Below are 22,628 nucleotides of genomic sequence, written 5' to 3' on the forward strand. Positions count from 1 at the left end.
TCGTTCAATCGTGGTGGAAGGTTTCTTCCATCATCGCCCACCACTCGCCTTCCTTCCGGCTTTCGAGCGGTTGCTGGCAGGGAATGGTGAAGGACCACCATTCCTGGTTCTTGGGGCTTGCGGCCATCTTCGCCATGTCGGCGCTGATATCGCTGCCGTGATATTCCCAGTAGCCGAAGAGCAGATTTTCCGGCTCGCGCAGGAAGATCGTGTAGTTGTGTATATTGCAGTCGCTGATAAGCGCCAGAACTTCAGGCCACACAGCCGCATGCAGCCTTTTATACTCCGCGATCATCTCCGGTTTGACGCCTATGACCATGCCCATGCGCTGCATGAAAAACTCCGTTATTGCTTGATGGTGGCGAGCGCAGCGCGCAGCTTCGACTGTGGCAGGCTCAATCCCAGCCGTTCCGCTGCGGCAATGATCGGGGCGAAGCGGCGGCGTTTCTTTTCATCGTGGTTGCCGGCGATATCGGAGAGCCGATGGGCGAGAAAGGGATTGCGCAAACGCTCCCGCAGCACGCCAATATAGGCCTGCGCATCATCCCCCATGCCTTCAGCAGCAAAAACCGGCAGAACCTCGTCCCGCCAAAGCGTCTCAAGATCCGTAACGAGAGCATCGTCGGCCATTGCCTGACGCACCGTCTCGTCCTTCGCACGCGCATCCTGCAACCAGCGTTCCGCCAGATAGGAGTGGCCGAGATTGAGCAGGAAAAGCTTCAGCTTTTCATAGTGATCGAGATCGTCCGTCAGCACCACGGCAGGGTGCGTGCAGGGAAGGACAAGCCCGTCCTGCTTCTCTATAGCCCATAGCGCATAGGGTTCCGCCACGGCACCCACCGGGTCGATAGGCTCGGAGACGATGCGATCCACCAGACTATTGGCGAAACGGCACTTCTCATTCAGATAAAAGGCAAAACCAGCCGGCAATTGCCACTCATCGGCAAGCCGGCGAATGACCTGTTTCAGCCTTTCGCCATTGCGCGGCACGAGTTCGCAGGGGAAGATGGAGACAGGTGCTTCCGGATTGCGCTGAAAACGCTCCAGCAGCAACATGCAGAGTTTCGCCGGAAAGCTTTTCGGTACAACCGTGAAATCGCCAGCAAGCCCGGCGTTATCCGCCGAATCCAGCTCATAACCGCGATCGCCCGTATTGGACAGAATGACCGCGGCCTCGCAGGCAAGTCGGCGCACATCCGCCCAGTCGGTCGCAGCCGTCAGCGCCCGCGCGACAGCTCCGCCCTGAATTTCCTCGTCCACTTCCTGCCCCTCGCGGATGCCGCGAATGCGCACGGGGTAGGGGACGCCGCTGTTCAGCGCCGCAACACGCTTCAGGCTCTCCGCATTGCCGGTCGTCTGGACAATCGCGATGCGCCCGATAGCCTCGCCCTTTTCCAGCGCCTGCGAAACAAAGAGATCCGCATGCGCCAGAAGAAAGCGGCTGGTGCCGAATTGCAGGATGGGCGTATCGGGCGTCATGCGACCTCCACCATGCCCTTGATAACTCCGGCCTTCGGATCGGTCAGACCAGCGAATCTGGAGGGCACATCGGCAAGCGTCATGCGATGGGTGATCAGCGCTTCCGGTACCTTGCCTTCGCGCAACGCCTGCAGGACGCGTTCGAAATCCTGAGGCGTGGCATTGCGGCTGCCGAGCAGCGTCGTCTCCCGCTTGTGGAACTCCGGATCGTTGAAGCTGATATCGCTGGCAACGATAGAGACCAGCACATAGGAACCGCCATGGCCGACAAAGGAAAAGCCGCGCTCCATGGCTTTCGGATTGCCGGTCGCATCGAAGACCGCATCGAAAAAATCGCCGCCGGTGATGTCGGAAAGGCGATCCCTGTCGCCCTCGCCGAGCGCCACCGTATGGGCGACGCCGAGATGCTCCTTACAGAACTCCAGCCGGTCGGTGCGTCCGTCGATCATCGTTACTTCGCCGCCATCAAGAACCGCAAAAACCGCAACCGCCATGCCAATCGGGCCGGCGCCGACGATCAGAACCTTCTGCCCCTTCTCGACTGCGCCACGGCGCACCGCATGCGCACCGATAGCCAGAAATTCGGTCATCGCCGCCTGATCGAGACTCAACCCCTCTGCCTTCAGCACGAATTGTTGCGGCACGCTCAGATATTCGACCATGCCGCCATCGCGATGAACGCCCAGCACACCGATATTGCGGCAGCAATTGCTCTTGCCCTTCAGGCAGGCGCTGCATTTGCCGCAAGAGATATAGGGAATGACGGTGACCACATCGCCGGCGGACAGATGGCTGCCTTGCGGCGCTTCTTCCACCGTGCCGGAAAGCTCATGGCCCATGATGCGTGGATAGGAAAGATAAGGCTGGTTGCCGGTGAAGATGTGCAGGTCCGTGCCGCAAACCCCGATGCGGCGAATACGCACCAACACTTCACCTTCGCCACGGACTGGTTTCGGCAGTTCCTTGGAGACGAGTTGACCTGGGGTTTCGCAGAAAATCGCCAGCATGCATCACCTGTGGGAAAGGGAATAAAAACGAATGGCGTTACCGCCGAAAACTGCTGCATGGTCTTCTGCCGGCACGATATCGTGGCAGAAATCAAGCCATGCCTGATAATCGCCCGCCAGCCGCAACACCGGCCAGTCGCTGCCAAAAATCACGCGGTTGCCGCCAAAGAGTTCCAGAATGGTCTCGGCATAAGGCCGTACCGCTTCCGGCCGCTGCTCACCGCGCTCGGTCAACAGACCGGAGAGTTTGCAATGGACATTCGGGAGAGCCGCCAGAGCGGCCATATCCTTGCGCCAGTTGCTGTAGTGACCGGTAGCAATCAGGGGCTTCGCGCCATGGTCGATGACGACAGGCAATTGCGGATGGCGGCGGGCAAAGGCGAGAAGATGCGGCAGATTGGGCGGCAGGACCAGCGCATCGAACGTCAGACCATGTTTTACCAGCGCCGCCACGGCGGGATCGAGTGCCGGATCATCGATCCAGGCGACATCCTCCATGCCCTGCAACATCGGGCGGACACCCTTGAACGCCGGATGTTTTGCCCGACGGGCGATTTCACTCGCTGCATCGGCGGATTTCATGTCCACCCAGCCGACCACACCCTTGATGAAATCGGTCTTTTCCGCCAGTTCCAGCATGAAATCCGTGTCAGCCGCCGTCTCCATCGTCTGGACCAGCACGGTGCCGGAAACGCCGGCAGCGGCCAGCAAAGGCGACAGGTCGGCGGGGAGAAAATCCCGGTAGATGGCGGCGAGCGACGGCGGCGGCCATTGCCCGGCGCGATCTTTCATCAGCCAGAAATGCTGGTGGGCATCGATGAGCATTGCCTCAGGCCTTCCCGCCGGGCACCGGCGCGCCTTCAGCAATCAGGCCGCGCCTGTGCAGTTCGGACCAGAATTCATCCGGGATAGACTGCTCGAACCACTCGATATTGGAGGCGAGCTGCTGCGCATTGCGCGCACCCGAAACGACCGTGACCGACGCCGGATGGGCAAGCGGAAATTGCAGCGCGGCCGCCTGCAGCGATACGCCGAGTTCCTCGCAAACACCCTGCAACGCATCGACACGCGTGAGAATATCGGCAGGCGCGTCGGCATAATTGAATTTGCGGTTGCCGGCCAGAATGCCGGAATTGAATGCACCGGCGACAACGATGGCGACACCGCTTTCGGCGCAACGGTTCATGAACGCAAGGCTCTGCTGCTCCAGCAGCGTATAGCGGCCGGCGAGCATGGCGACGTCGATATCGAAGACATCCATGGCGTCGCTGACGATTTCCCACTCATTGACGCCGAGGCCGACGGCCCCCGTCGATCCTTCCTCGCGCAGCTTGCCAAGCGCGCGGAAGCCACCGCCGGTGGTCAGCTGCTCCCAGTAATGCTGGTGCTTTTCGCCATGGGTGAAGGAGCCGATATCATGCACATAAAGAATATCCGGCTTCAGAACACCGAGCCGTTGCTGGCTTGCCTCGAAGGAACGCAGGATACCGTCATAGGAATAATCATAGACCGGGCGGAACGGCAGGGGCGCTATATAGGCATCCTCCTCCGGACCGACGGTCTCGTCAGGTACCATCACACGGCCGACCTTGGTGCTGAGCGTATATTCGTTCCGGTCATGCTCCGTCACCATAGTGCCGAGGCGACGCTCCGACCGCGTATAGCCATAAAACGGCGCGGTATCGAAATAACGCATGCCGCTTTCCCATGCCTTGTCGAACGCACCCTTGGACTCTTCATAGGGCGTGACGCGGTAGAGATTGCCCATCTGGGCGCAACCGAGGCCCATGACGGTGACGTCGACGGCGCGGCGCGGCAATTTACGTGTATCGGAGACTTTCATCGCAGGGACTTTCCAGCTTGTCTTTGGAAAGACGCGCCGCCGCAAAGCGGCGCGTCATCACGCAATCAATAAAGAACGTTCTTGGCTTCCGGCTTTTCGATATTGTCTTTGGTGACAACAACGACGCCGGTGTCGACGAACTTTTCGACCTTTTCCTTGCCGATGAGCTTGGAAATGGTCTCTACGCCCTTTTCACCCATCTGATAGGAACCCTGAACCACGATACCGGCCAGCGTGCCATCCTTGACGAAGCCCTGAAGGTCCTGATTGCCGTCGAAGCCGATGGCGACAACCTTGCCGGCCTTACCGCTCTGGGCGAGCGCGCGACCGACGCCGATTGCCGTCGGCTCATTGGCGCCGAAAATGCCCTTGAGGTCGGAATTGGCGGCCAGAACGTCGGTCGTCTGGTTCAGCGCGGTCGCCATCTGCGACTGCGAATAGAATGGGCCGACGATCTTCAGGTTGGAGTTCATCTGGATGTAATCGGTGAAACCGCCGACACGGCCGATTTCAGAACCGGCACCGGCGACATAGGACATGACGGCGATCTTGCCTTCCTTGCCCACCTTGTCGATCAGCGCCTGCGCTGCCAGTTCACCGGCTTTCTTGTTATCGGTCGCCAGAAACGACTGGTAATATTGCTCCGAGCCCTTTGCGAGCTGCGAGTCGATCAGAACCACCGGAATACGGGCTTCCCAGGCCTTCTTGACGGCAGGCACCAGCGCGTCCGGATCGGAAGGTGCCAGAACAATGCCCGCGACCTTACGGTTGATGGCGTTTTCGACCATGTTGACCTGGTCGGCAATGGCGGACTCGGCAGCCGGCCCCTGGAAGGTCATGGTATTGCCGGAAGAGTTCCTCATCGCCGCATCAGCGCCCTTCTGGACGTTCTGCCAGAAGGTGGAGTTGACGGTTTTGACGATGACGGCGATTTCACCGGCCTGCACGGTGGAAACGCTCCACAGCGCAATTGCGGATGTCAGAAGGGCAGTCGCAATTTTCTTCATTTCTTCCTCCGTGATGTCGGCATACCGGGCCTCCCCTTGCCGATCTTTTTTGCGGAAAGGGTCCGCAGGCCCTTGATCAGCGGCGGTTGCGCAACTGGTCGATCCAGACGGTGACCAGAATGACGAGGCCGATGATGATCTGTTGTGTGAAGGCGGAGACGCCATTCATGTTGAGACCGTTGCGCAGGATGCCGATGACGAAAGCGCCGATGGCCGTACCGGAAATCGTTCCCACGCCGCCGATCAGCGATGTGCCGCCGATAACGGCGCTGGCAATGGCGTCCAGCTCATACATAACACCCTCGTTCGGCTGGGCGGTGACGAGGCGAGACATCAGCACGCAGCCCGTCAGCCCGGCGAGCGTGCCGGACAGGATGTAGGTGAAATTTGTGACGCGGGCGACATTGACGCCGGAAAGGCGCGCGGCTTCGGCGTTGGAACCGACAGCGTAAATGTGACGGCCGAGGATCGAGCGGTTGAGCATGAAGGAAACGGCAAGCGCAATCACCACCATCAGGATGACGGGGTAGGGGATGCCGGGAAACACCACATTCGGAAAGCCGTCGTCACCGATAGTGACGATGCGGAAGAGGGCGCCATTGCCGAGTTCGCCGAAAGATTCGCCGAGGCCGGAGACGGCGCGCGCACCGGTGATCTGTAGGGCCACACCGCGGGCGATCAACATCATACCGAGCGTGGCGATGAAGGGCGGCAGCTTGAAACGGGTGACCAGAAGACCGTTGATGAGACCGCAGAGTGACCCCGTCAGAATGCCGAGCAACATGCCGACCGGCACCGGCATGCCGAGTTCCTTCACCGCAAGGGCGGCGACGACACCGGCAAGCGCAAGCACCGAACCGACGGAAAGATCGATGCCGCCGGTGATGATGACACAGGTAGCCCCGATGCCGAGCAGGGCGATGGACGTGACCTGCAACGCAATCGTCATGCCGTTATTGACGGTGAAGAAGGCGCTGCTGGTGGCGGAAAAGACCGCGACAAGCGCAAAGAGGCTGCCAAGTGCGGCAAACTTCTGGATAATATCCTTCTGGCGGTCGCTGACTGCGAAGCTCTTCTTGGGTTCTGCAATATTGGCCATGTCGTTCCTCACTGCGCGGTCCGGCCGTAACCGGACGCATACCGCATGATTTCTTCCTGATTGGTCTTGGCGGTTTCGAGCACGCCCGTAATCCGGCCCTGGTGGAAAACGGCGATACGATCCGTCAGTCCCAGAATTTCCGGCAGTTCCGAACTGATGAGAATGACGCCGATGCCCTGCGCGGCGAGCTCGTCCATGATCTTGTAGATCGCGAATTTCGCGCCGACATCGATGCCGCGTGTCGGCTCGTCGAAGAACAGCACGCGAGATTGCCGGAACAACCATTTGCCGATGATGATTTTCTGCTGATTGCCGCCGGAAAGCAGCCGCACCGTCTGCCCGATCGAGGGAGTACGGATATTCAGGAGATCGACGTAGCGCTTTGCCACATCGTCATGTTTCTTGAAATCGATCAGGCCGAAACGGTTGGAAACCTCGCCGAGATTGGCAAGCGTCGTATTGGCCGCCACCGACATCTTGATGGCGAGGCCATCGCTTTTGCGGTCTTCCGAGAGATAGGCGATGCCTTCTTCGATGGCGTCCTGCGGCGAGCTGATCGAAAGCTCCCGCCCGTTGAAAACGATCCTGCCCGCATCAAGCGAATCTGCGCCGAAGATGGCCCGGGCGACTTCGGTGCGGCCGGCGCCCATCAGCCCGGCAAAACCGAGGATTTCACCACGTCGCAGCGAAAAACCGACGTCGTGGAACACGCCGCTGCGCGTCAGGCCCTCGACGGAAAAAATAACATCTTCCGTGGGGCGCGATGTACGCTCGGGGAATTTGTCTTCCAGCGAACGCCCGACCATGCGCGTGACGATGTCGTCAACGGTGATCGAAGCGAAATCGTCGGTCGAAATATAACGTCCGTCGCGCAGAACCGTCACACGGTCGACGATTTCGGCCATTTCATCGAGACGATGGGAAATATAAACGATCCCGACACCGGATGCCTTGAGATCGCGGATGACCTTGAACAGGAGCCGCGTCTCCTGCTCGGTCAGCGAGGAGGTCGGCTCATCCATGATGAGCACTTCAGCGTCAAGAGAAAGCGCCTTGGCGATTTCCACCATCTGACACTGGGCGACCGAGAGACCGCGGACGATCTGGTCGGGGTCGATATCGACACCCAGCCGGTCGAGACAGCGCTTGGCATCGAGGCGCAGCTTCTTGCGGTCGACGAGGAAACCGCGACGCGGTTCGCGCGCAAGATAGATGTTTTCGGCAACGGAAAGATGCGGAACGAGGTTGAGTTCCTGATGAATGATGGCGATGCCCGCAGCTTCGGACTCCAGCGGCGATGCATATTGCACCTTTACACCTTTATGAAGGATGGTGCCGTCGCTCGGCTGATAGACGCCGCTGACGATCTTCATCAGCGTCGATTTTCCCGCACCATTCTCACCGCAGACGGCATGCACCTCGCCGGCGCGCAGATCGAAATGCACGTTCGACAGTGCTTTGACGCCGGGAAATTCCTTGCTGATGTTATCGAGGCGCAGGAGCACCACGCGCTGTCCATGCGCCATCTGTTCAGGCGAAAAATCGCCTCGAATTGTCGATGCGCCCTGCGACATCTGGAAACCTCCCACCCGTATCCCCGCTCCACCGGGGCCATGAACAGGCCAAATGGTTAGGCCGGTTTTTTAGAATGGTCAAGCCAATTAGTCCAAAATTTGCGAAGCCATATCCAAAGCGGAAGCGACACATGAAACAATAACCAATAATAAATGAGTTATTTCATATGCTTAAGTAATTCCTTGCGTATTGAAACGCTTGGCGTTACGGTAAGGCCAAATACGGATTGCAGACAGGACTCGTCGAAAAACACATGAGTGGTCAGGCCAAAATAGCGGAACCGCGCAGGCTTTATCAGCAGATTGCGGACCAGATACGCGAACTCATCGATATGGGTGAATTCCTGCCCGGCACGCGGCTTCCCGCCGAACGCGAACTTGCACAGAAGCTCGGCGTATCGAGGCCTTCCTTGCGCGAGGCGCTGATTGCGCTTGAAATCGACAACACCGTCGAAATTCGCATGGGTTCCGGGGTTTATGTGTCGGCGGAAGCGTTGCAGACGACCCACCATACCAAATCGCTCGGTGACAGCCCCTCCGAACTGATGCAGGCGCGCGCTGCGCTGGAGGGTGCCACCATCGTGCTGGCGGCAAGCCGGATGACCGATGAGACAATCGCGGCCCTCCGGCAAATACTCAATACCATGCAGCGGGAAATCGAGGCCGGTCGCAAGCCTCTGGATCAGGATCGGCTGTTTCACGTCACCATCGCCGAGCAATCCGGTAACAGCGTTTTGGCCCGAATGGTGGCCAACCTCTTCGATGAGCGCCACAGCCCCATTTCGGCCCAGCTTCGCGTGAAATTCGAAGACCGCGATACCTGGACCCATGCGCTTCAGGAACACGAGGCCATTCTGGCGGCGCTTGAACTGAAAGATCCGCTGCTGGCGCAGGCCGCCATGCATACCCATCTGGAAGGTTCGAAGAGACGCTGGGTCGAAAACTGATCTGGAAACATAGCAGGCAATATACCGGGAGGAGGAAAACCCGTGAGTGAGAATTCCGAGGCAACCATTTTGCTGAACGCCAACGACAATGTTGCGGTGGCACGTCGGTCCATTCCGGCCGGCGGCGCGACGGGCAGGGGCGATCTGGCGGCGCTCGAGCTGATCGGGCGCGGGCACAAGGTGGCCCTCAAATTCATCAAATCGGGCGATGAGGTGCTGAAATACGGACAGGTCATCGGTATCGCCACCCAGGATATCGAGCCCGGCCGGCACGTGCACCTGCACAATCTCGCCATGGTGCCTTCCGAACACGCGCATCAGTTCAGCGTCGATATCGAAGAAAAGGGCATGGTGCCGGAAGCCGAACGCCGAACGTTCAAGGGTTATGACCGCGGCCTCGGTGGCGTCGGAACGAGAAACTATATCGGCGTCATCGCTTCGGTGAACTGTTCCGCCACGGTGTCGCGTTACATCGCGGATTATTTTAACAAACAGGGCGGCCTTGATGGTTTCGACAATGTCGATGGCGTCGTGGCGCTGACCCATGGCGGCGGCTGTGCGCTGAATACGAAATCGGAAGGTTACCGCCTGCTGATCCGCACTATTCAGGGCTATGCCCGCCACCCGAATTTCGGCGGAATTCTGCTGATCGGCCTCGGTTGCGAAACCAACCAAATCGCGCCCATTCTCGAACATTACAAGATGGAAGAGGGTGAGCGGCTGCGCACCATGACGATCCAGCAGCATGGCGGCACCCGCAAGACAATCGATGCGGCGATTGCCGAGATCAAGGCCATGCTGCCGATGGTCAATGTCGCCCGCCGTACGGAGCAACCGCTTTCCAAGCTGAAGGTGGCACTGGAATGCGGCGGCTCGGATGGTTATTCCGGTATTTCGGCCAACCCGGCTCTGGGTTATGCCTCTGACCTCATCGTCCGCAACGGTGGAACCACGGTCCTCTCCGAGACGCCGGAAATTTACGGCGCTGAACACCTCCTGACAAAGCGCGCCGTCACACCTGCCGTCGCCGAAAAGCTGCTACAGCGTATCGACTGGTGGCGTGATTATACCGCCCGCAATGGCGACGAACTCAACAACAATCCCTCCCACGGTAACAAGCTTGGCGGCCTCACCACCATTCTGGAAAAATCCCTGGGCGCGGTCGCCAAGGGCGGCTCCATGCCGCTGAAGGCGGTTTATGAATTCGCCGAAACCGTAACGGAGCAGGGTTTCGTCTTCATGGATACGCCCGGTTACGACCCTGTTGCCGTCACCGGCCAGGTCGCCGGCGGCTGCAACGTCATCTGTTTCACCACTGGCCGCGGCTCCGTTTCGGGCTTCAAGCCGTCACCCTGCATCAAGATCGCCACCAATTCCGAAATGTATGAACACATGAAGGAAGACATGGATATCAATTGCGGTGAGATCGTCACCGGCGCTGAAACCATCGAAGAATCCGGCAAACGAATTTTCGAGCATATTCTGGCGGTGGCCTCCGGCGAAAAGACCGTCAGCGAGATCTACGACTACGGCGACAATGAATTTGTACCGTGGCAGGTCGGCGCAGTGACCTGACCGAAAATTAAAACTGTCCCACGTGAAACAAAAGGCCCGGAAAGTGATTTCCGGGCCTTTGTTATTTCAGGTTGTTTCCGCGTTTAGTGGCGGAAGTGGCGCATGCCGGTAAAGACCATCGCCACATTATGCTCATTCGCGGCGTCAATCACTTCCTGATCGCGCATGGAGCCGCCCGGCTGGATGACGGCGGTGGCACCTGCGGCAATCGCGGCGAGCAAACCGTCGGCAAAGGGATAAAATGCTTCCGAAGCGACGGCGGAGCCGCGCGTCAACGGTTCGGCAAGGCCAAGAGCCTTGGCGGCATCTTCCGCCTTCTGGGCAGCGATACGGGCCGAATCCACACGGCTCATCTGGCCCGCGCCGATGCCAGCCGTCTGCCCGTCCTTGGCGTAAATGACGGCATTGGACTTCACATGCTTTGCGATCTTGAAGGCAAATTTCATATCTTCAAGTTCCTGCGGCGTCGGCGCACGCTTGGTGACGACCTTGAGGTCGAGATCCTCGACCATGCCATTGTCGCGGCTCTGCACCAACAGGCCGCCCGAGACGGTCTTCGCGGTAATGCCCGCCGCGCGGGGATCAGGCAGGCCGCCAGCGGCCAGAAGGCGCAGGTTCGGCTTGCGGGCAATGATGGACTTCGCTTCTTCGGTAACATCAGGCGCGATGATGACTTCAGTGAAGAGTTTGACGATTTCTTCCGCCGTTTCCGCATCGAGCGTGCGGTTCAGGGCGATGACGCCGCCAAAGGCCGACACGGAATCGCATGCCAGCGCCCGCCGGTAAGCTTCGGCAAGTGTCGGACCCGTCGCCACGCCGCAGGGATTGGCGTGCTTGATGATGGCGACTGCCGGCGCATTTTCCGGCAGGAATTCCGCCACGAGCTCGTAAGCTGCATCGGTGTCATTGATGTTGTTATAGGAAAGCTGCTTGCCCTGAAGAAGCGTGGCCGTTGCAACGCCCGGACGCTTTTCGCCGGTGAGGTAAAAACCAGCGCTCTGATGCGGGTTTTCGCCATACCGCATCTTTTCCTTCAGCGCGCCGCCGATGGCGCGGTAATCCGGTGTTTCGATCGCAAGCGCCTCGGCAAACCAGTTGGAAATCACCGCATCATAGGCGGCGGTGCGGGCATAGGCCTTGGCGGCAAAACGCTGGCGCAGCGCATAGGATGTCTGGCCGTCATCGGCCTGCAGGGCTTCAACCAGATCGGGATAGTCAGACGGATCGGTAACCACCGTGACATAGGCATGGTTCTTGGCGGAAGCGCGGATCATCGCCGGGCCGCCAATATCGATGTTCTCCACCGTCGTCGGATAATCGCCGCCCTTGGCGCGAACTTCCTCGAAGGGATAGAGATTGATGACCGAGAGATCGATTGCCTCGATGCCGTGCGCCTTCATCGCCTCGACATGCTCTGCATCGTCCCGGATGGCCAGAAGCCCGCCATGGACATTGGGATGCAGCGTCTTGACGCGACCGTCCATGATCTCGGGAAAATTCGTTACGTCGGAGACATCCGTCACCGGCAAGCCTGCTTCGGCAATGGCCTTCGCCGTTCCACCGGTCGACAGAAGTTTGACGCCAAGCTTCGACAGAACCGTCGCCAGCTCGATAATGTCAGTCTTGTCGGACACGGAAAGAAGCGCCGTGCGGATTTTGACCTTATCGGGGGCGGGGATTTTTTTGGACACGACGGCCATCAGGCATACTCCGTTTAACGGGGAGGACAGGCTGGAATGGGATTGATCCAGCAATTGCCGCCGCGTTAACACAGCTTACCGGATTAATAAACAGCGGGGATGCCGAACGGAGAAAACTATGGTGGTTTTTGACCGGCACCGCCGGAAATTGTCTAGGCCTGGCGTTCGATGAGCCAGCGGATTTCCCGCGTATTTGCGAGATTGAAGGGGAGCTCGATCTGCTGCGACGGGCGCATACCGGATGCATCGGCCATGAAGACATCCTCGGTGACGAAAAGCTCCAGCCCCTGCGCGGAAAACAGCCAGACGGTTCCATCCGCTGCCTCCAGATAGGCAGACTCCTCATCCCGTTGATGTATCTGAATGTGGGGATGAATATGGAAACGTGAAACCGCTGTGACTGACTGCAATTGCGTTTTTACCGCACTCGCATCGGCCCGAAGCAGATCCCGACCCTTTATCTTGGTGCCGGCCGCATTCAACTCTATTTCCCGCTCATGGTGGCAGCCGAAATTCTGCAAATAGCCGTCATGAGACGCCCAGAGAACGTCATTGCCGTTTGCATCCGTTCCACGCCGGCTGTCGACGTGGCTGACGCCTGACACCATGATCGGACCAAGCAACCGCGAGCGCGACAGTCTGCACGATGATGTATCCGCAAGCGTGACGGTGGAATGCGCCGCCGTGGAACGGCTGGCCCGCTGATATTCCGGCGCGGCGTTGCGTGGAAAGCCGGAATTAACGATGAAGCGGTTCTTGCCGCAGGACATTTCGAAAGACAGGCAACCCGAATGGGCATTGCGTGAAAGCTCCGCCGAGCCGGGATAGCCCGTATCCACGATGATGACCGTATCGTCCGTCGCAAGCCGGTGGTAGTTCACGTCCGGCAGAACCTTGGAGGGCCGGCCGGCCGTTTCATCATAGCGCAGCACGGAAACAAGCTCATTGGCGAGCGTCGCCGTAGCGCCGTTGAACAGCGCCAGATCGCCGCCCTGATGCCGGAAGAACCGGATCGCCGGGAACATGCGGTCTATCGCCGGCACCAGGCCGGAGGGCAGATCATGGCCCAGATTGATATAACTTTGCCGAAGCGGCAGGAGATCGAGCAGCAGGTCCAGCATGACGCGTGGATTGCGGGAAACATGCCCGCCATCGGGCAGAATCTGGCGTTCCATTTCCTGAGCCAGCTTCATTCCATTCCGCGTGATCCGCGAAAGGCGCGTTGGCATGGCGATGGAAGCCATGGCCAAGGCAATCCTGATCCTCAGCCGCGCTTCGCCATCCGGCGCATGTCGGACGATTCTTTCGAGATAACGCACATGAAAGGCGAGGCTTTTCAGGAACCGGCGATAAAAACCGGCATCGGCCTCGTATAAAACCACGGGAGAGTGCGAAAGCCAGGCAATCAGCCTTTGTGCGGCGATTTCCGGCGACCAGGCAGTGCCTGCAAGCCGTTTGCCATGAAGCGCCATCCATTCCGCAACAATACGACGCGCCCGTTTGCAGGCCTCGCTCGATTTATCAGAGCGAATATGCCGTAGCCAACTGAATGCATGCAGCCGTTCTTCAAAGACCGCCGATGGATATTCCACCTGAAATGGCGAAGCTCCTCCGGTTTCGACGACACGCCCGGCCAGCGCGATGCGGCCCCGCAACAGTTCCTCGGCGAAATAGGGATCGATGGCTCTGAGATCGGTCGGCGCCGCCACCAGACCGTCTGGTGCACGGGTGGCAAATCGCGACATATGCAGGCGCAAAGGGGTGAGGCCGACACACAGATGACGATACGCCATCCGCGACAGAAGACCGGCGGCATTCATGCTGCCTGCAAAGGACCCTAACAAGCTGTGTTTCCCGTTTCACATGTTTTGTTTTTATCAGTGAACCGCGACGACCGGAACGTTTTCGATAAATATCTAATGATTCGCGAAAGCTTGGCTTTTTTCTACTTCTTACGCAAGACACTGCTAAAAAACCCGTCGACACCGCCGAACATGTCCGGTGTCGTGCGAAGATCGCCATCGGGGCTGATGGCCGCTTCCATTCCAGGCCAATCCTCGCGGCGGACGGCAACACGCTCCACACCCGGATTTTCCGCCAGAACCTCGGCAATCATCGCTTCTCCTTCGGAAGGATCGAGCGAGCAATTGGAAAAGACCACGAGGCCGCCGGGGCCAACGAGCGTCAACGCATGCCGCAGCATCTGGCCCTGAAGGGCAGCGAGTTTGGCAATGTCGTTCTCATCCTTGGTCCAGCAGACATCGGGATGTTTGCGAAGTGTCCCGGTGGAAGAACAGGGCGCATCGAGAAGGACTGCGTCAAAAAGCTGTTCCGGCTGGTACTTCAGCATATTGGCTTCCACCGTTTCGGCGCGGAGGCCAAGCCGGTCGAGATTTTCCCTGAGGCGACGAAGACGGTTACCGGACTGATCCAGCGCCGTCACATTGGCGCCCGCCAGTGCAAGCTGCGCGGTCTTGCCGCCCGGAGCAGCACAGAGATCTGCGACACGTTTACCCGCGATGTCGCCCATAAGGCGAACCGGCATGCTGGCGGCGAGATCCTGCACCCACCACGCACCTTCAGCGAAGCCTTCAAGCGACGGGATCTGCCCCTCGAATTCACCCAGGCGCACGCTGCCATTCGGCATGAGCGTACCGCCCAGTTTTTCCGCCCAGAGAGCAGGATCAGCCTTGATCGTCAGATCAATTGAGGAGGGTGTCAGCTGCGCCTCCGAAATCCTTTGCGCAACCTCATTGCCGTAAGCGGAAACAAGCCGCGCATGGAACCAGTCCGGCAGTACCGGAACGCCGGCGACAGCCTTCTCGATATCCGCTTTTTCACGACCGAGCCGTCGAAGAACGGCGTTCACCAGTTTGACGAAACGCCGGTTGCGCGGATCGCGGTGAGCTTGCTCCACGGCGAGATCGACAGCGGAATGATCCGGCACATCGAGGTAAAGCATCTGCGCCGCACCGACGACGAGAACGTGATGCAGCGAACGCGCGCCCTGCGGCAGCGGCCCATCCAGCAGCACCGACAATGCCGTTTCAATCCGCGGGAGGTGGCGAAGCGCGCTGTTGACGATGGCTCTCACCAGCGCCCGGTCCGCAAGCGACAGGGCTCGATAGACGGGATTGCCGTTTTCGCTATCGAGCATCCCATCCAGCGAGGTCTTCTTTTCCAGAACGGCCGCCAGAATGCGGGTCGCGGCGATGCGCGCGGCGAGACCCGGCTTGTCCTGGAAAGACGAAGGGCCGTCTTCACGGCCCCTCCCATTTGCTGGTCTCGGTTTTCTGGACCGCGCCGGCTTATTCTGAATATCGGATGTCAAGACCACGGCCCCTTGCGCTCGTTTTCATTGCCGCGTCCCCAGCCTGTTTTGGGAACGGAGCCTGATTTGCGCAGAGGTCTATCACCCGATGGCGGCGGCGTCGATCCTCGCGGGGAAAACTCCTGTGCCATGGCATGCAGCGCGGCCACGCGGTTTTCCGTATTCGGATGGGTGGAGAAGAGATTGTCCATGCGCTCGCCGGAAAGCGGATTGATGATGAACATATGCGCCGTTGCCGGGTTACGCTCGGCATCGTCATTGTGGATGCGCTGCGCCATCCCCGAAATCTTCTGCAAGGCGGAAGCAAGCCAGAGCGGATTGCCGCAGATTTCCGCGCCGCGCCGGTCAGCGGAATATTCCCGCGTGCGGCTGATCGCCATCTGCACCAGCATCGCTGCCAGCGGCGCCACGATCATCGCGACCAGCACGCCGATAAATCCGAGCGGATTATTGTTGTTCTCCCGGTTGCCGCCGAAGAAGAAGGCAAAATTGCCGAGCATGGAGATGGCGCCCGCCAGCGTGGCGGTGATTGTCATGGTCAGCGTATCCCGGTTCTGCACATGCGCAAGCTCATGCGCCATGACACCGGCCACTTCCGCGGGCGTCAAACGCTCTAGAAGTCCTGTCGAAGCGGCAACAGCAGCGTTCTGCGGATTCCGCCCGGTCGCGAAGGCATTCGGTTGCGGGCTATCGTAAATATAGACCTTCGGCATCGGCAGACCGGCATTCTGCGACAGGTCGTGGATCATGTGAAAAAATTCGGGCGCATTCGCCTCATCGATCTCCCGCGCATGATAGGCGGAGAGAACCATCTTGTCAGAGTTCCAGTAGGAAAAAATATTCATACCAGCCGCGATAACCAGGGCGATCATCATGCCGCCCTTGCCGCCGATCAGAAAACCGACACCCATGAACAATGCGGTCATGAAGGCCAGAAGCATTGCCGTGCGCATCATGTTCATCCGTTAAACTCTCCTTGTCACTCACCGGGAATATTCCGGGGTTTATAAAGCCCCTCGGATTATATAATCTGGTAAGCGGCAAACGTATTTCAATATCCCGTCATAGGGAGGATTTCATGCAGAATGCGGATAATGACAACGCCACAGACAGTGGCGCGGAAAGTGTAAAGCGACTTTCGCCGGCGGCGCAGCGAGCGTTGAAAGAAGCGGAAGAACGGCGCAAGCAACAGGCCGATCTCCAGTTGCCGCCGGAAACCGGCGGCCGCGGCGGCGCGGAACCCGTGCGTTTCGGCGATTACGAAATAAAAGGCCGGGCCATCGACTTTTGAACGCCGTAAATAAAAATACCCGCCAAAGGCGGGTATTTTATATTTTAAAACAAATAGTTACTTATTTCTGCTCCAGAAGCCGGCATACCGCTTCAAGCTGTTCCAATGTCCGATAACCGATACGGATTTGCCCCGATCCGCCCTTGTGGCTGATCTTCACATCCAGCCCGAGAGCATCGGACAGGCTGCGTTCGAGCGCGATCGTATCGGAATCCTTTTCCGCCGCAGGTCGCTTCTCCGCAACATCGCCCTGCGATTTGATATCGTTCTGCGCCAGGCGCTCGGCATCACGGACCGAAAGTCCCTTGGATACGATTGTTTTCGCGAGCGTCGCCGGATCGGAAGTGGAAACAAGCGCGCGGGCATGACCTGCAGAGAGCGAACCATCCGCCAGCATATCCCGTACCGGATCGGGAAGCTTCAAAAGCCGCAGGCTGTTGGCAACGTGGCTTCGGCTTTTGCCGATGATTTCGCCGAGATCATTCTGCGTATAGCCGTGTTCGGCGATCAGCTGCTCATACCCCATAGCTTCTTCAAGCGGATTGAGGTCGGAACGCTGTACGTTTTCGACAATTGCCAGTTCCAGCGCCGTGCGGTCATCCACATCGCGAACGATGACGGGAACATCGGTAAAGCCCGCCAGCTGCGCCGCACGCCAGCGCCTCTCGCCCGCAATAATCTCGTATCGGTTGACTCCAACCGTTCTTACGACCACAGGCTGAACAATTCCATGCTGACGAATGGAGGCGGCAAGATCCTGCAGCTCATTCTCATCGAAATGACGCCGCGGGTTTCTCTGGCTGCGAGCGATGAATTCGATGGGAATGGTACGATCGGCGTTAACGGCGCGCTGGGGCTCACCCACCGGCACAGGCTGGTCCATTTCTCCGATCAATGCGGCAAGACCGCGCCCCAGCCGACGCTTGGAAAGATCATCACTCATAAGATATTACTCCATACATTCCGGCAAACGTCAGGCGGCTTTACGCAGACGCTCTCTCTGAATCACTTCGGACGCTAGCTGCAGATAGGCCTGGCTGCCGGCACATTTTAGATCATAGAGAATTGCCGGTTTACCATAGGACGGCGCTTCGGAAACACGCACATTGCGTGGAATGAGCGTGTGGTAAACCTTTTCGCCCAGATGCGTGCGCACATCCGAAACCACCTGCTGTGCAAGATTATTGCGCGCATCGAACATCGTAAGAACAATGCCCTGTATGTCGAGTTGCGGGTTCACCGATCCACGAATCTGACTGACCGTATCCAGCAACTGGCTTAGGCCCTCCAGTGCAAAGAACTCGCATTGCAACGGCACGAGCACGGAATGTGCGGCCGTCATGGCATTCATCGTCAAAAGATTGAAAGAAGGGGGGCAGTCGACGAGAATATAGGAATAGCCTCTGGCTTCCTGCGTCTCCATGGCCGCACGCAGCAAGAAAACGCGGTTGGAAACATTCGCAACCTGCATCTCGAAACCGAGCAAATCCATCGTGGAGGGTACGATGTCGAGATTGGGAACGGCGGTGGGAACAGCAACTTCCGCTACCCCATGGTCTCCTACCAGAAGATCATATGACGAAAGCTTGCGCTCCTTGCGGTCAATTCCAAGCCCGGTACTCGCATTACCCTGCGGGTCCAGATCGACAATCAGCACGCGCTCACCAATAGCCGCCAGCGCGGTAGCCAGATTGATGGCGGTTGTTGTTTTACCAACGCCGCCTTTCTGGTTTGCAACTGCGATAATCCGGTTTTTTTCCAAAGTCATGCCGCACCTGGCCAGCTTATCAGCGCCTCAAAGCGAGGTTGCTGATTTCAAGAACAACAGAATCTGCCTCAATGGCACTCTGATGTTTTACCAGATCAAACTCCCAGCGACCATGTGCTTTCTGCACTTCAGAATCATAATCCCGGCCTTTATTAAAATAGGCCTTGAGATTTGGGTTATTCTGCGCCCAGGGATGAATATAATCGAAAAGCAGATCCAGCTCGGCGAGCGCGCGCGCTGAAACGGCCTCGCAATTTTTGATGATTTCCGGTGCTGTTTCGATCCTGACGGGGTGGACTGCACCTCTTGCACCGGTTTCCTTCAGTGCAATTCGCAAGAATGCCGCCTTTTTATTGTTGCTTTCGACCAGATCAACCCAACCGTCGCCAAGCTCCGTCAGAAAAATCGCGGTGACGACACCTGGAAATCCGCCGCCGCTTCCAAGATCAATCCACTTTTTTGGCTGAGGAGAGAGCTGGAATATCTGCGCGCTGTCGGCCACATGGCGGTTCCAAAGCTCGGCAAGAGTGGAAGGCGCTACCAGATTTGTAGTTCTGTTCCACTTCTTAAAAAGCTCGACAAAATGTTCGAGCCTTTCCTGTGTTTCACGTGAAACACTCTGGCCGTTTATCTTCATAATCCGACTCGCTATTGGTGCATGCGTAATTTTTCACTTCGCGTTGCGGAATCCTTCCGCAGAAGTGCGAGCAGCAGCGATATCGCAGCCGGCGTCATGCCGTCAACACGAGCGGCCTGGGCAATATTCTCAGGACGGGCTTTTTCCAGCTTTTGTTTAAGCTCATTGGAGAGGCCGGACAAACTCTTAAAATCAAAATCATCCGGGATTTTTCTGTCTTCGTCCCGCTTGATATCGATGATATCGGCGCTCTGTCTCTGCATATAGACCGCATAACTCGCCTCGATCTTCAAGACCTCGGCAACTTTTCCGTCAATAGCACCCAATTCCGGCCAATGTCCGGTAAGGACTTCGAGAGTCATATCCGGATAGGCCAGCAAATCATAAACGGACCGGCGTTGGCCGTCCTGATTAAGTTTCAACCCCTGCTTCGCCGCCTGGGATGGGCTGATGGAAATCGCCTTCATCAGCTCTCGACCGCTATCCAGATCAGAAATGAAATTGGCGAAGCGTTCCTGCCGTTCACGGCCGACAATGCCAGCCATCTGGCCAACTGGTGTAAGCCGCAGATCCGCATTGTCTACGCGCAGCGAAAGACGATACTCCGCTCTGGACGTAAACATGCGATAGGGTTCGCTGACACCTTTCGACGTCAGGTCATCAATCATGACGCCGATATAAGACTCGGTTCGGCTAAAATAGATAGGATCGGCATTGCCCGCATAAAGCGATGCATTCAAGCCGGCGACGAGACCCTGAGCGCCCGCCTCTTCATAACCCGTCGTACCATTAATCTGACCGGCCAGAAACAATCCGGGAATCTTGCGGCATTCCAGCGACGGCTTCAGCTCTCGCGGATCGACATAATCATATTCGATCGCATAACCCGGCTGCAGAATCGTCACCCGTTCAAGGCCCGGTATCGTTCGGATAAATTGCTCCTGAACAGAAGCGGGAAGCGACGTCGATATGCCGTTTGGATAAATGGTGTGATCGTCCAGACCTTCCGGCTCGAGGAATATCTGGTGACCGTCCCGTTCACCGAACCGGGTGATCTTATCCTCAATCGACGGGCAATAACGCGGACCGACCCCTTCGATCTGTCCAGAATACATCGCCGACAGATGAATGTTGTCCTGAATGATCTTGTGGCTAGCCGGGGTGGTGCGAGTTACACCACATTCTATTTGCGGATTGAGAATACGATCCGTCATAAAGGAAAATGGGACAGGATCCTCATCGGCGGCCTGCCGATCCACCGCATTCCAGTCAATCGTCCGTCCGTCCAGTCGGGCAGGGGTGCCGGTTTTCAGGCGACCCATAACGAGGCCCAGCCGCGAGAGCGTGTCCGAGAGGCCGACAGACGGCATTTCTCCCACACGTCCCGCCGGAATCTTTTCGGAACCGATATGAATGAGACCACGCATGAAGGTTCCGCTCGTCAGCACAACCGCGCCACAAGGAATCCGGCTACCGTTCTTCATGATAACGGCTGCGACGCGATCATCGGCCATCTCAATATCGAAAGCATCGCCTTCAATAATGGTGAGGTTTTCAATCGCATCGATCTCGCGTTGCATGGCTTCGCGGTAAAGCCGCCGGTCGGCTTGCGTGCGCGGACCACGCACGGCCGGTCCCTTTTTGCGATTGAGCATGCGGAATTGGATGCCCGCTGCATCGGCAACACGACCCATCAAGCCATCCAGCGCATCGATCTCACGAACGAGGTGTCCCTTTCCCAGACCGCCAATGGCGGGGTTGCAGGACATGACGCCGATCGTCTCACGCTTGTGGGTAACAAGGGCGGTTTTTGCACCATGCCTCGCAGCAGCGGCCGCGGCTTCGCTGCCCGCGTGGCCACCGCCAATAACAACGACATCGAATGACTGGTGCATATCCCTGCGCCCTGTTCTCTCAGCATCGACATCGCCGCTCGGCCGCCGATGTTTCACGTGAATCATTTTCCTATGCAGAATTCCGAGAAGATCACGCCTAGCAAATCTTCCACATCAACGCGGCCGGTGATCCGTCCGAGCGATGTCGCCGCGAGTCTTAAATATTCCGACCTTATCGCAAGGTCCAGGGTCTCGGAATCGAGCGCATCACTAACATAGTTCAGCGTCTCTTCAAGTCGTTTTTTATGTCTCGCGCGCGCCGGAACCAAAGTCTGGCCGGCACCGACGCGTTTTTCTATCTCCTGCCTCAGCATCGAACGCAGTTCGCTCAGGCCTATTCCTTCCTTGGCTGAGATAGACAAATCAAATCCATCATCCAAGACAGGGGAATGAAGCGCTGTTTTCGTTCTAACTCGCAAGTAACTCTGGTTCTTGAATGATTCGAAATTTTGTTTCGGAAACGAATCCTTATCCTGCAGCAGCAGAATGAGGTCTGCTGTTTCCGCTGTCAGAACCGCGCGCCGGACACCTTCGAGCTCCACGACATCCTGTGTTTCCCGTATCCCTGCCGTATCGAATATCCGGACGAGATATCCTTCCAGATTGATGTCAACGCTCAAGACATCTCTCGTCGTGCCGGCAATATCGGTAACGATCGCAACATCGCGGCCGCTAAGAGCATTCAACAGAGTGGATTTGCCCGCATTCGGTTCACCGACGAGCGCGACCTTGAACCCATCGCGAATGATTTCTCCGCTTTCGCCACCCTGGAGATGATCGCCGATTTCCTTTTGGAGAAGCGCCATGGCTTCCCAAACCTGAGCCGCCACGGAATCCGGAACATCCTCCTCGTCGGCAAAATCCAGTTCCGCTTCGATGAGCGCGCGAGCGCGCGTCAGGCGGCTGGCCCAGCCATCATAGAGCGCCGACAATTTGCCAGTGCTCTGTTCCACCGCCAACTGCCGCTGCATTTCCGTTTCAGCCTGCAACAGATCGGCGAGACCTTCGACCTCAAGGAGATCCATCTTCCCATTCTCGAAGGCTCTACGGGAGAACTCACCGGCATCGGCAGGCCGAAGTCCTCCGAGATTTTCAAGCTCGGCAAAAATCGAAGCCATGACCGCGCGACTGCCATGGCTATGAATTTCAACACAATGCTCACCCGTGAAAGAATTTGGACCCGGAAAAACGATTACCAGCGCCTGGTCGATGATCTCATCGTTTCGATTCCGAATCGAGCAGAGCGTCGCCTTTCGTGGTGAAGGAAGTTCCCGGCCCGTCAACATCTCCAAGGCATCGAAAGCCTTGGAGCCGCTGATCCTGATAACAGCCACACCGGCCGGCAGAGCACCGCTGGAGAGCGCATAGATCGTATCGGCGGAAGCTGGCATCATTCACCTCGGTCTAAAACAGTCAAGCCGCATCCGAATAAACGGATACGGCTTTAAAGCTCTTATGATGAATCCGGCTAAAGT

Annotated in this window: 20 protein-coding genes; 3 read left to right on the forward strand and 17 right to left on the reverse strand. The window is 57.8% G+C overall.

The features are described 5' to 3' along the window. Positions 1–4 precede the first annotated feature (4 nt). From PIB16_RS10555 to PIB16_RS10590, 8 genes are all read right to left on the reverse strand, one after another. Entirely contained in the window at positions 5–334 is a 330-nt protein-coding gene (locus PIB16_RS10555; protein ID WP_065656842.1) for an L-rhamnose mutarotase, read from the reverse strand. A gap of 11 nt (positions 335–345) precedes the next feature. Continuing rightward, a complete protein-coding gene (locus tag PIB16_RS10560; protein ID WP_271045587.1) occupies positions 346–1,479 on the reverse strand; it encodes a mannitol dehydrogenase family protein in 1,134 nt (377 codons plus the stop codon). Next, on the reverse strand, positions 1,476–2,486 hold the full coding sequence (locus tag PIB16_RS10565) for a zinc-binding alcohol dehydrogenase family protein (protein ID WP_220317773.1): 1,011 nt from the start codon (positions 2,484–2,486) through the stop codon (positions 1,476–1,478). Before PIB16_RS10565 ends, PIB16_RS10560 begins: the two co-directional genes overlap by 4 nt. A gap of 3 nt (positions 2,487–2,489) precedes the next feature. Then, positions 2,490–3,311, reverse strand: a complete 822-nt coding sequence (locus PIB16_RS10570) for an amidohydrolase family protein (RefSeq protein ID WP_174039754.1) — start codon at positions 3,309–3,311, stop codon at positions 2,490–2,492. A 4-nt stretch (positions 3,312–3,315) separates the two neighbouring features. Further along, on the reverse strand, positions 3,316–4,329 hold the full coding sequence (locus tag PIB16_RS10575; RefSeq protein WP_125146792.1) for an aldo/keto reductase: 1,014 nt from the start codon (positions 4,327–4,329) through the stop codon (positions 3,316–3,318). Positions 4,330–4,394: 65 nt separating this feature from the next. Continuing rightward, entirely contained in the window at positions 4,395–5,336 is a 942-nt protein-coding gene (locus PIB16_RS10580) for an ABC transporter substrate-binding protein (RefSeq protein WP_271045588.1), read from the reverse strand. A 76-nt stretch (positions 5,337–5,412) separates the two neighbouring features. Continuing rightward, entirely contained in the window at positions 5,413–6,435 is a 1,023-nt protein-coding gene (locus tag PIB16_RS10585; RefSeq protein ID WP_065656837.1) for an ABC transporter permease, read from the reverse strand. 8 nt (positions 6,436–6,443) lie between these two features. After that, positions 6,444–8,009 carry a sugar ABC transporter ATP-binding protein gene (locus PIB16_RS10590; protein ID WP_271045589.1) on the reverse strand — a complete coding sequence of 522 codons (1,566 nt, stop codon included), beginning with the start codon at positions 8,007–8,009 and terminating at the stop codon, positions 6,444–6,446. 254 nt (positions 8,010–8,263) lie between these two features. Here PIB16_RS10590 and PIB16_RS10595 point away from each other — a divergent pair, with 254 nt between their 5' ends. Both PIB16_RS10595 and PIB16_RS10600 read left to right on the forward strand, forming a co-directional pair. Next, on the forward strand, positions 8,264–8,956 hold the full coding sequence (locus PIB16_RS10595) for a FadR/GntR family transcriptional regulator (protein WP_174039755.1): 693 nt from the start codon (positions 8,264–8,266) through the stop codon (positions 8,954–8,956). 42 nt (positions 8,957–8,998) lie between these two features. Continuing rightward, positions 8,999–10,531, forward strand: coding sequence for a UxaA family hydrolase (locus tag PIB16_RS10600; RefSeq protein ID WP_271045590.1), 1,533 nt, complete (start codon positions 8,999–9,001; stop codon positions 10,529–10,531). 83 nt (positions 10,532–10,614) lie between these two features. On the opposite strand, the gene purH is transcribed toward PIB16_RS10600, so the two are convergent. The 4 genes from purH to htpX form a co-directional block, all read right to left on the reverse strand. After that, positions 10,615–12,231, reverse strand: coding sequence for a bifunctional phosphoribosylaminoimidazolecarboxamide formyltransferase/IMP cyclohydrolase (purH, locus tag PIB16_RS10605; RefSeq protein ID WP_078052276.1), 1,617 nt, complete (start codon positions 12,229–12,231; stop codon positions 10,615–10,617). A 152-nt stretch (positions 12,232–12,383) separates the two neighbouring features. Further along, the gene (locus tag PIB16_RS10610) at positions 12,384–14,051 is read right to left on the reverse strand and encodes a heparinase II/III family protein (RefSeq protein ID WP_271045615.1); all 1,668 of its coding nucleotides are present in this window, start codon (positions 14,049–14,051) and stop codon (positions 12,384–12,386) included. Positions 14,052–14,176: 125 nt separating this feature from the next. Then, positions 14,177–15,562, reverse strand: a complete 1,386-nt coding sequence (locus tag PIB16_RS10615; RefSeq protein ID WP_271045591.1) for an RsmB/NOP family class I SAM-dependent RNA methyltransferase — start codon at positions 15,560–15,562, stop codon at positions 14,177–14,179. After that, positions 15,559–16,524, reverse strand: a complete 966-nt coding sequence (gene htpX / locus PIB16_RS10620) for a zinc metalloprotease HtpX (RefSeq protein WP_271045592.1) — start codon at positions 16,522–16,524, stop codon at positions 15,559–15,561. The genes PIB16_RS10615 and htpX overlap by 4 nt, the downstream gene beginning before the upstream one ends. Before the next feature lie 116 nt (positions 16,525–16,640). On the opposite strand from htpX, the gene PIB16_RS10625 reads away from it, so the two are divergent. Further along, the gene (locus PIB16_RS10625; RefSeq protein ID WP_003520210.1) at positions 16,641–16,853 is read left to right on the forward strand and encodes a DUF1674 domain-containing protein; all 213 of its coding nucleotides are present in this window, start codon (positions 16,641–16,643) and stop codon (positions 16,851–16,853) included. A 61-nt stretch (positions 16,854–16,914) separates the two neighbouring features. On the opposite strand, the gene PIB16_RS10630 is transcribed toward PIB16_RS10625, so the two are convergent. The 5 genes from PIB16_RS10630 to mnmE form a co-directional block, all read right to left on the reverse strand. Beyond that, a complete protein-coding gene (locus tag PIB16_RS10630; protein WP_003505321.1) occupies positions 16,915–17,796 on the reverse strand; it encodes a ParB/RepB/Spo0J family partition protein in 882 nt (293 codons plus the stop codon). A gap of 30 nt (positions 17,797–17,826) precedes the next feature. Further along, the gene (locus PIB16_RS10635; RefSeq protein ID WP_003521142.1) at positions 17,827–18,621 is read right to left on the reverse strand and encodes a ParA family protein; all 795 of its coding nucleotides are present in this window, start codon (positions 18,619–18,621) and stop codon (positions 17,827–17,829) included. Positions 18,622–18,640: 19 nt separating this feature from the next. Continuing rightward, on the reverse strand, positions 18,641–19,258 hold the full coding sequence (gene rsmG, locus PIB16_RS10640) for a 16S rRNA (guanine(527)-N(7))-methyltransferase RsmG (protein ID WP_271045593.1): 618 nt from the start codon (positions 19,256–19,258) through the stop codon (positions 18,641–18,643). 11 nt (positions 19,259–19,269) lie between these two features. Continuing rightward, on the reverse strand, positions 19,270–21,153 hold the full coding sequence (mnmG, locus tag PIB16_RS10645; RefSeq protein ID WP_271045616.1) for a tRNA uridine-5-carboxymethylaminomethyl(34) synthesis enzyme MnmG: 1,884 nt from the start codon (positions 21,151–21,153) through the stop codon (positions 19,270–19,272). 62 nt (positions 21,154–21,215) lie between these two features. Further along, the gene (gene mnmE, locus PIB16_RS10650) at positions 21,216–22,547 is read right to left on the reverse strand and encodes a tRNA uridine-5-carboxymethylaminomethyl(34) synthesis GTPase MnmE (RefSeq protein ID WP_271045594.1); all 1,332 of its coding nucleotides are present in this window, start codon (positions 22,545–22,547) and stop codon (positions 21,216–21,218) included. Between the last annotated feature and the right edge of the window lie 81 nt (positions 22,548–22,628).

Source organism: Agrobacterium sp. ST15.13.015 (genome assembly GCF_027871645.1).
GTDB lineage: Bacteria > Pseudomonadota > Alphaproteobacteria > Rhizobiales > Rhizobiaceae > Agrobacterium > Agrobacterium leguminum.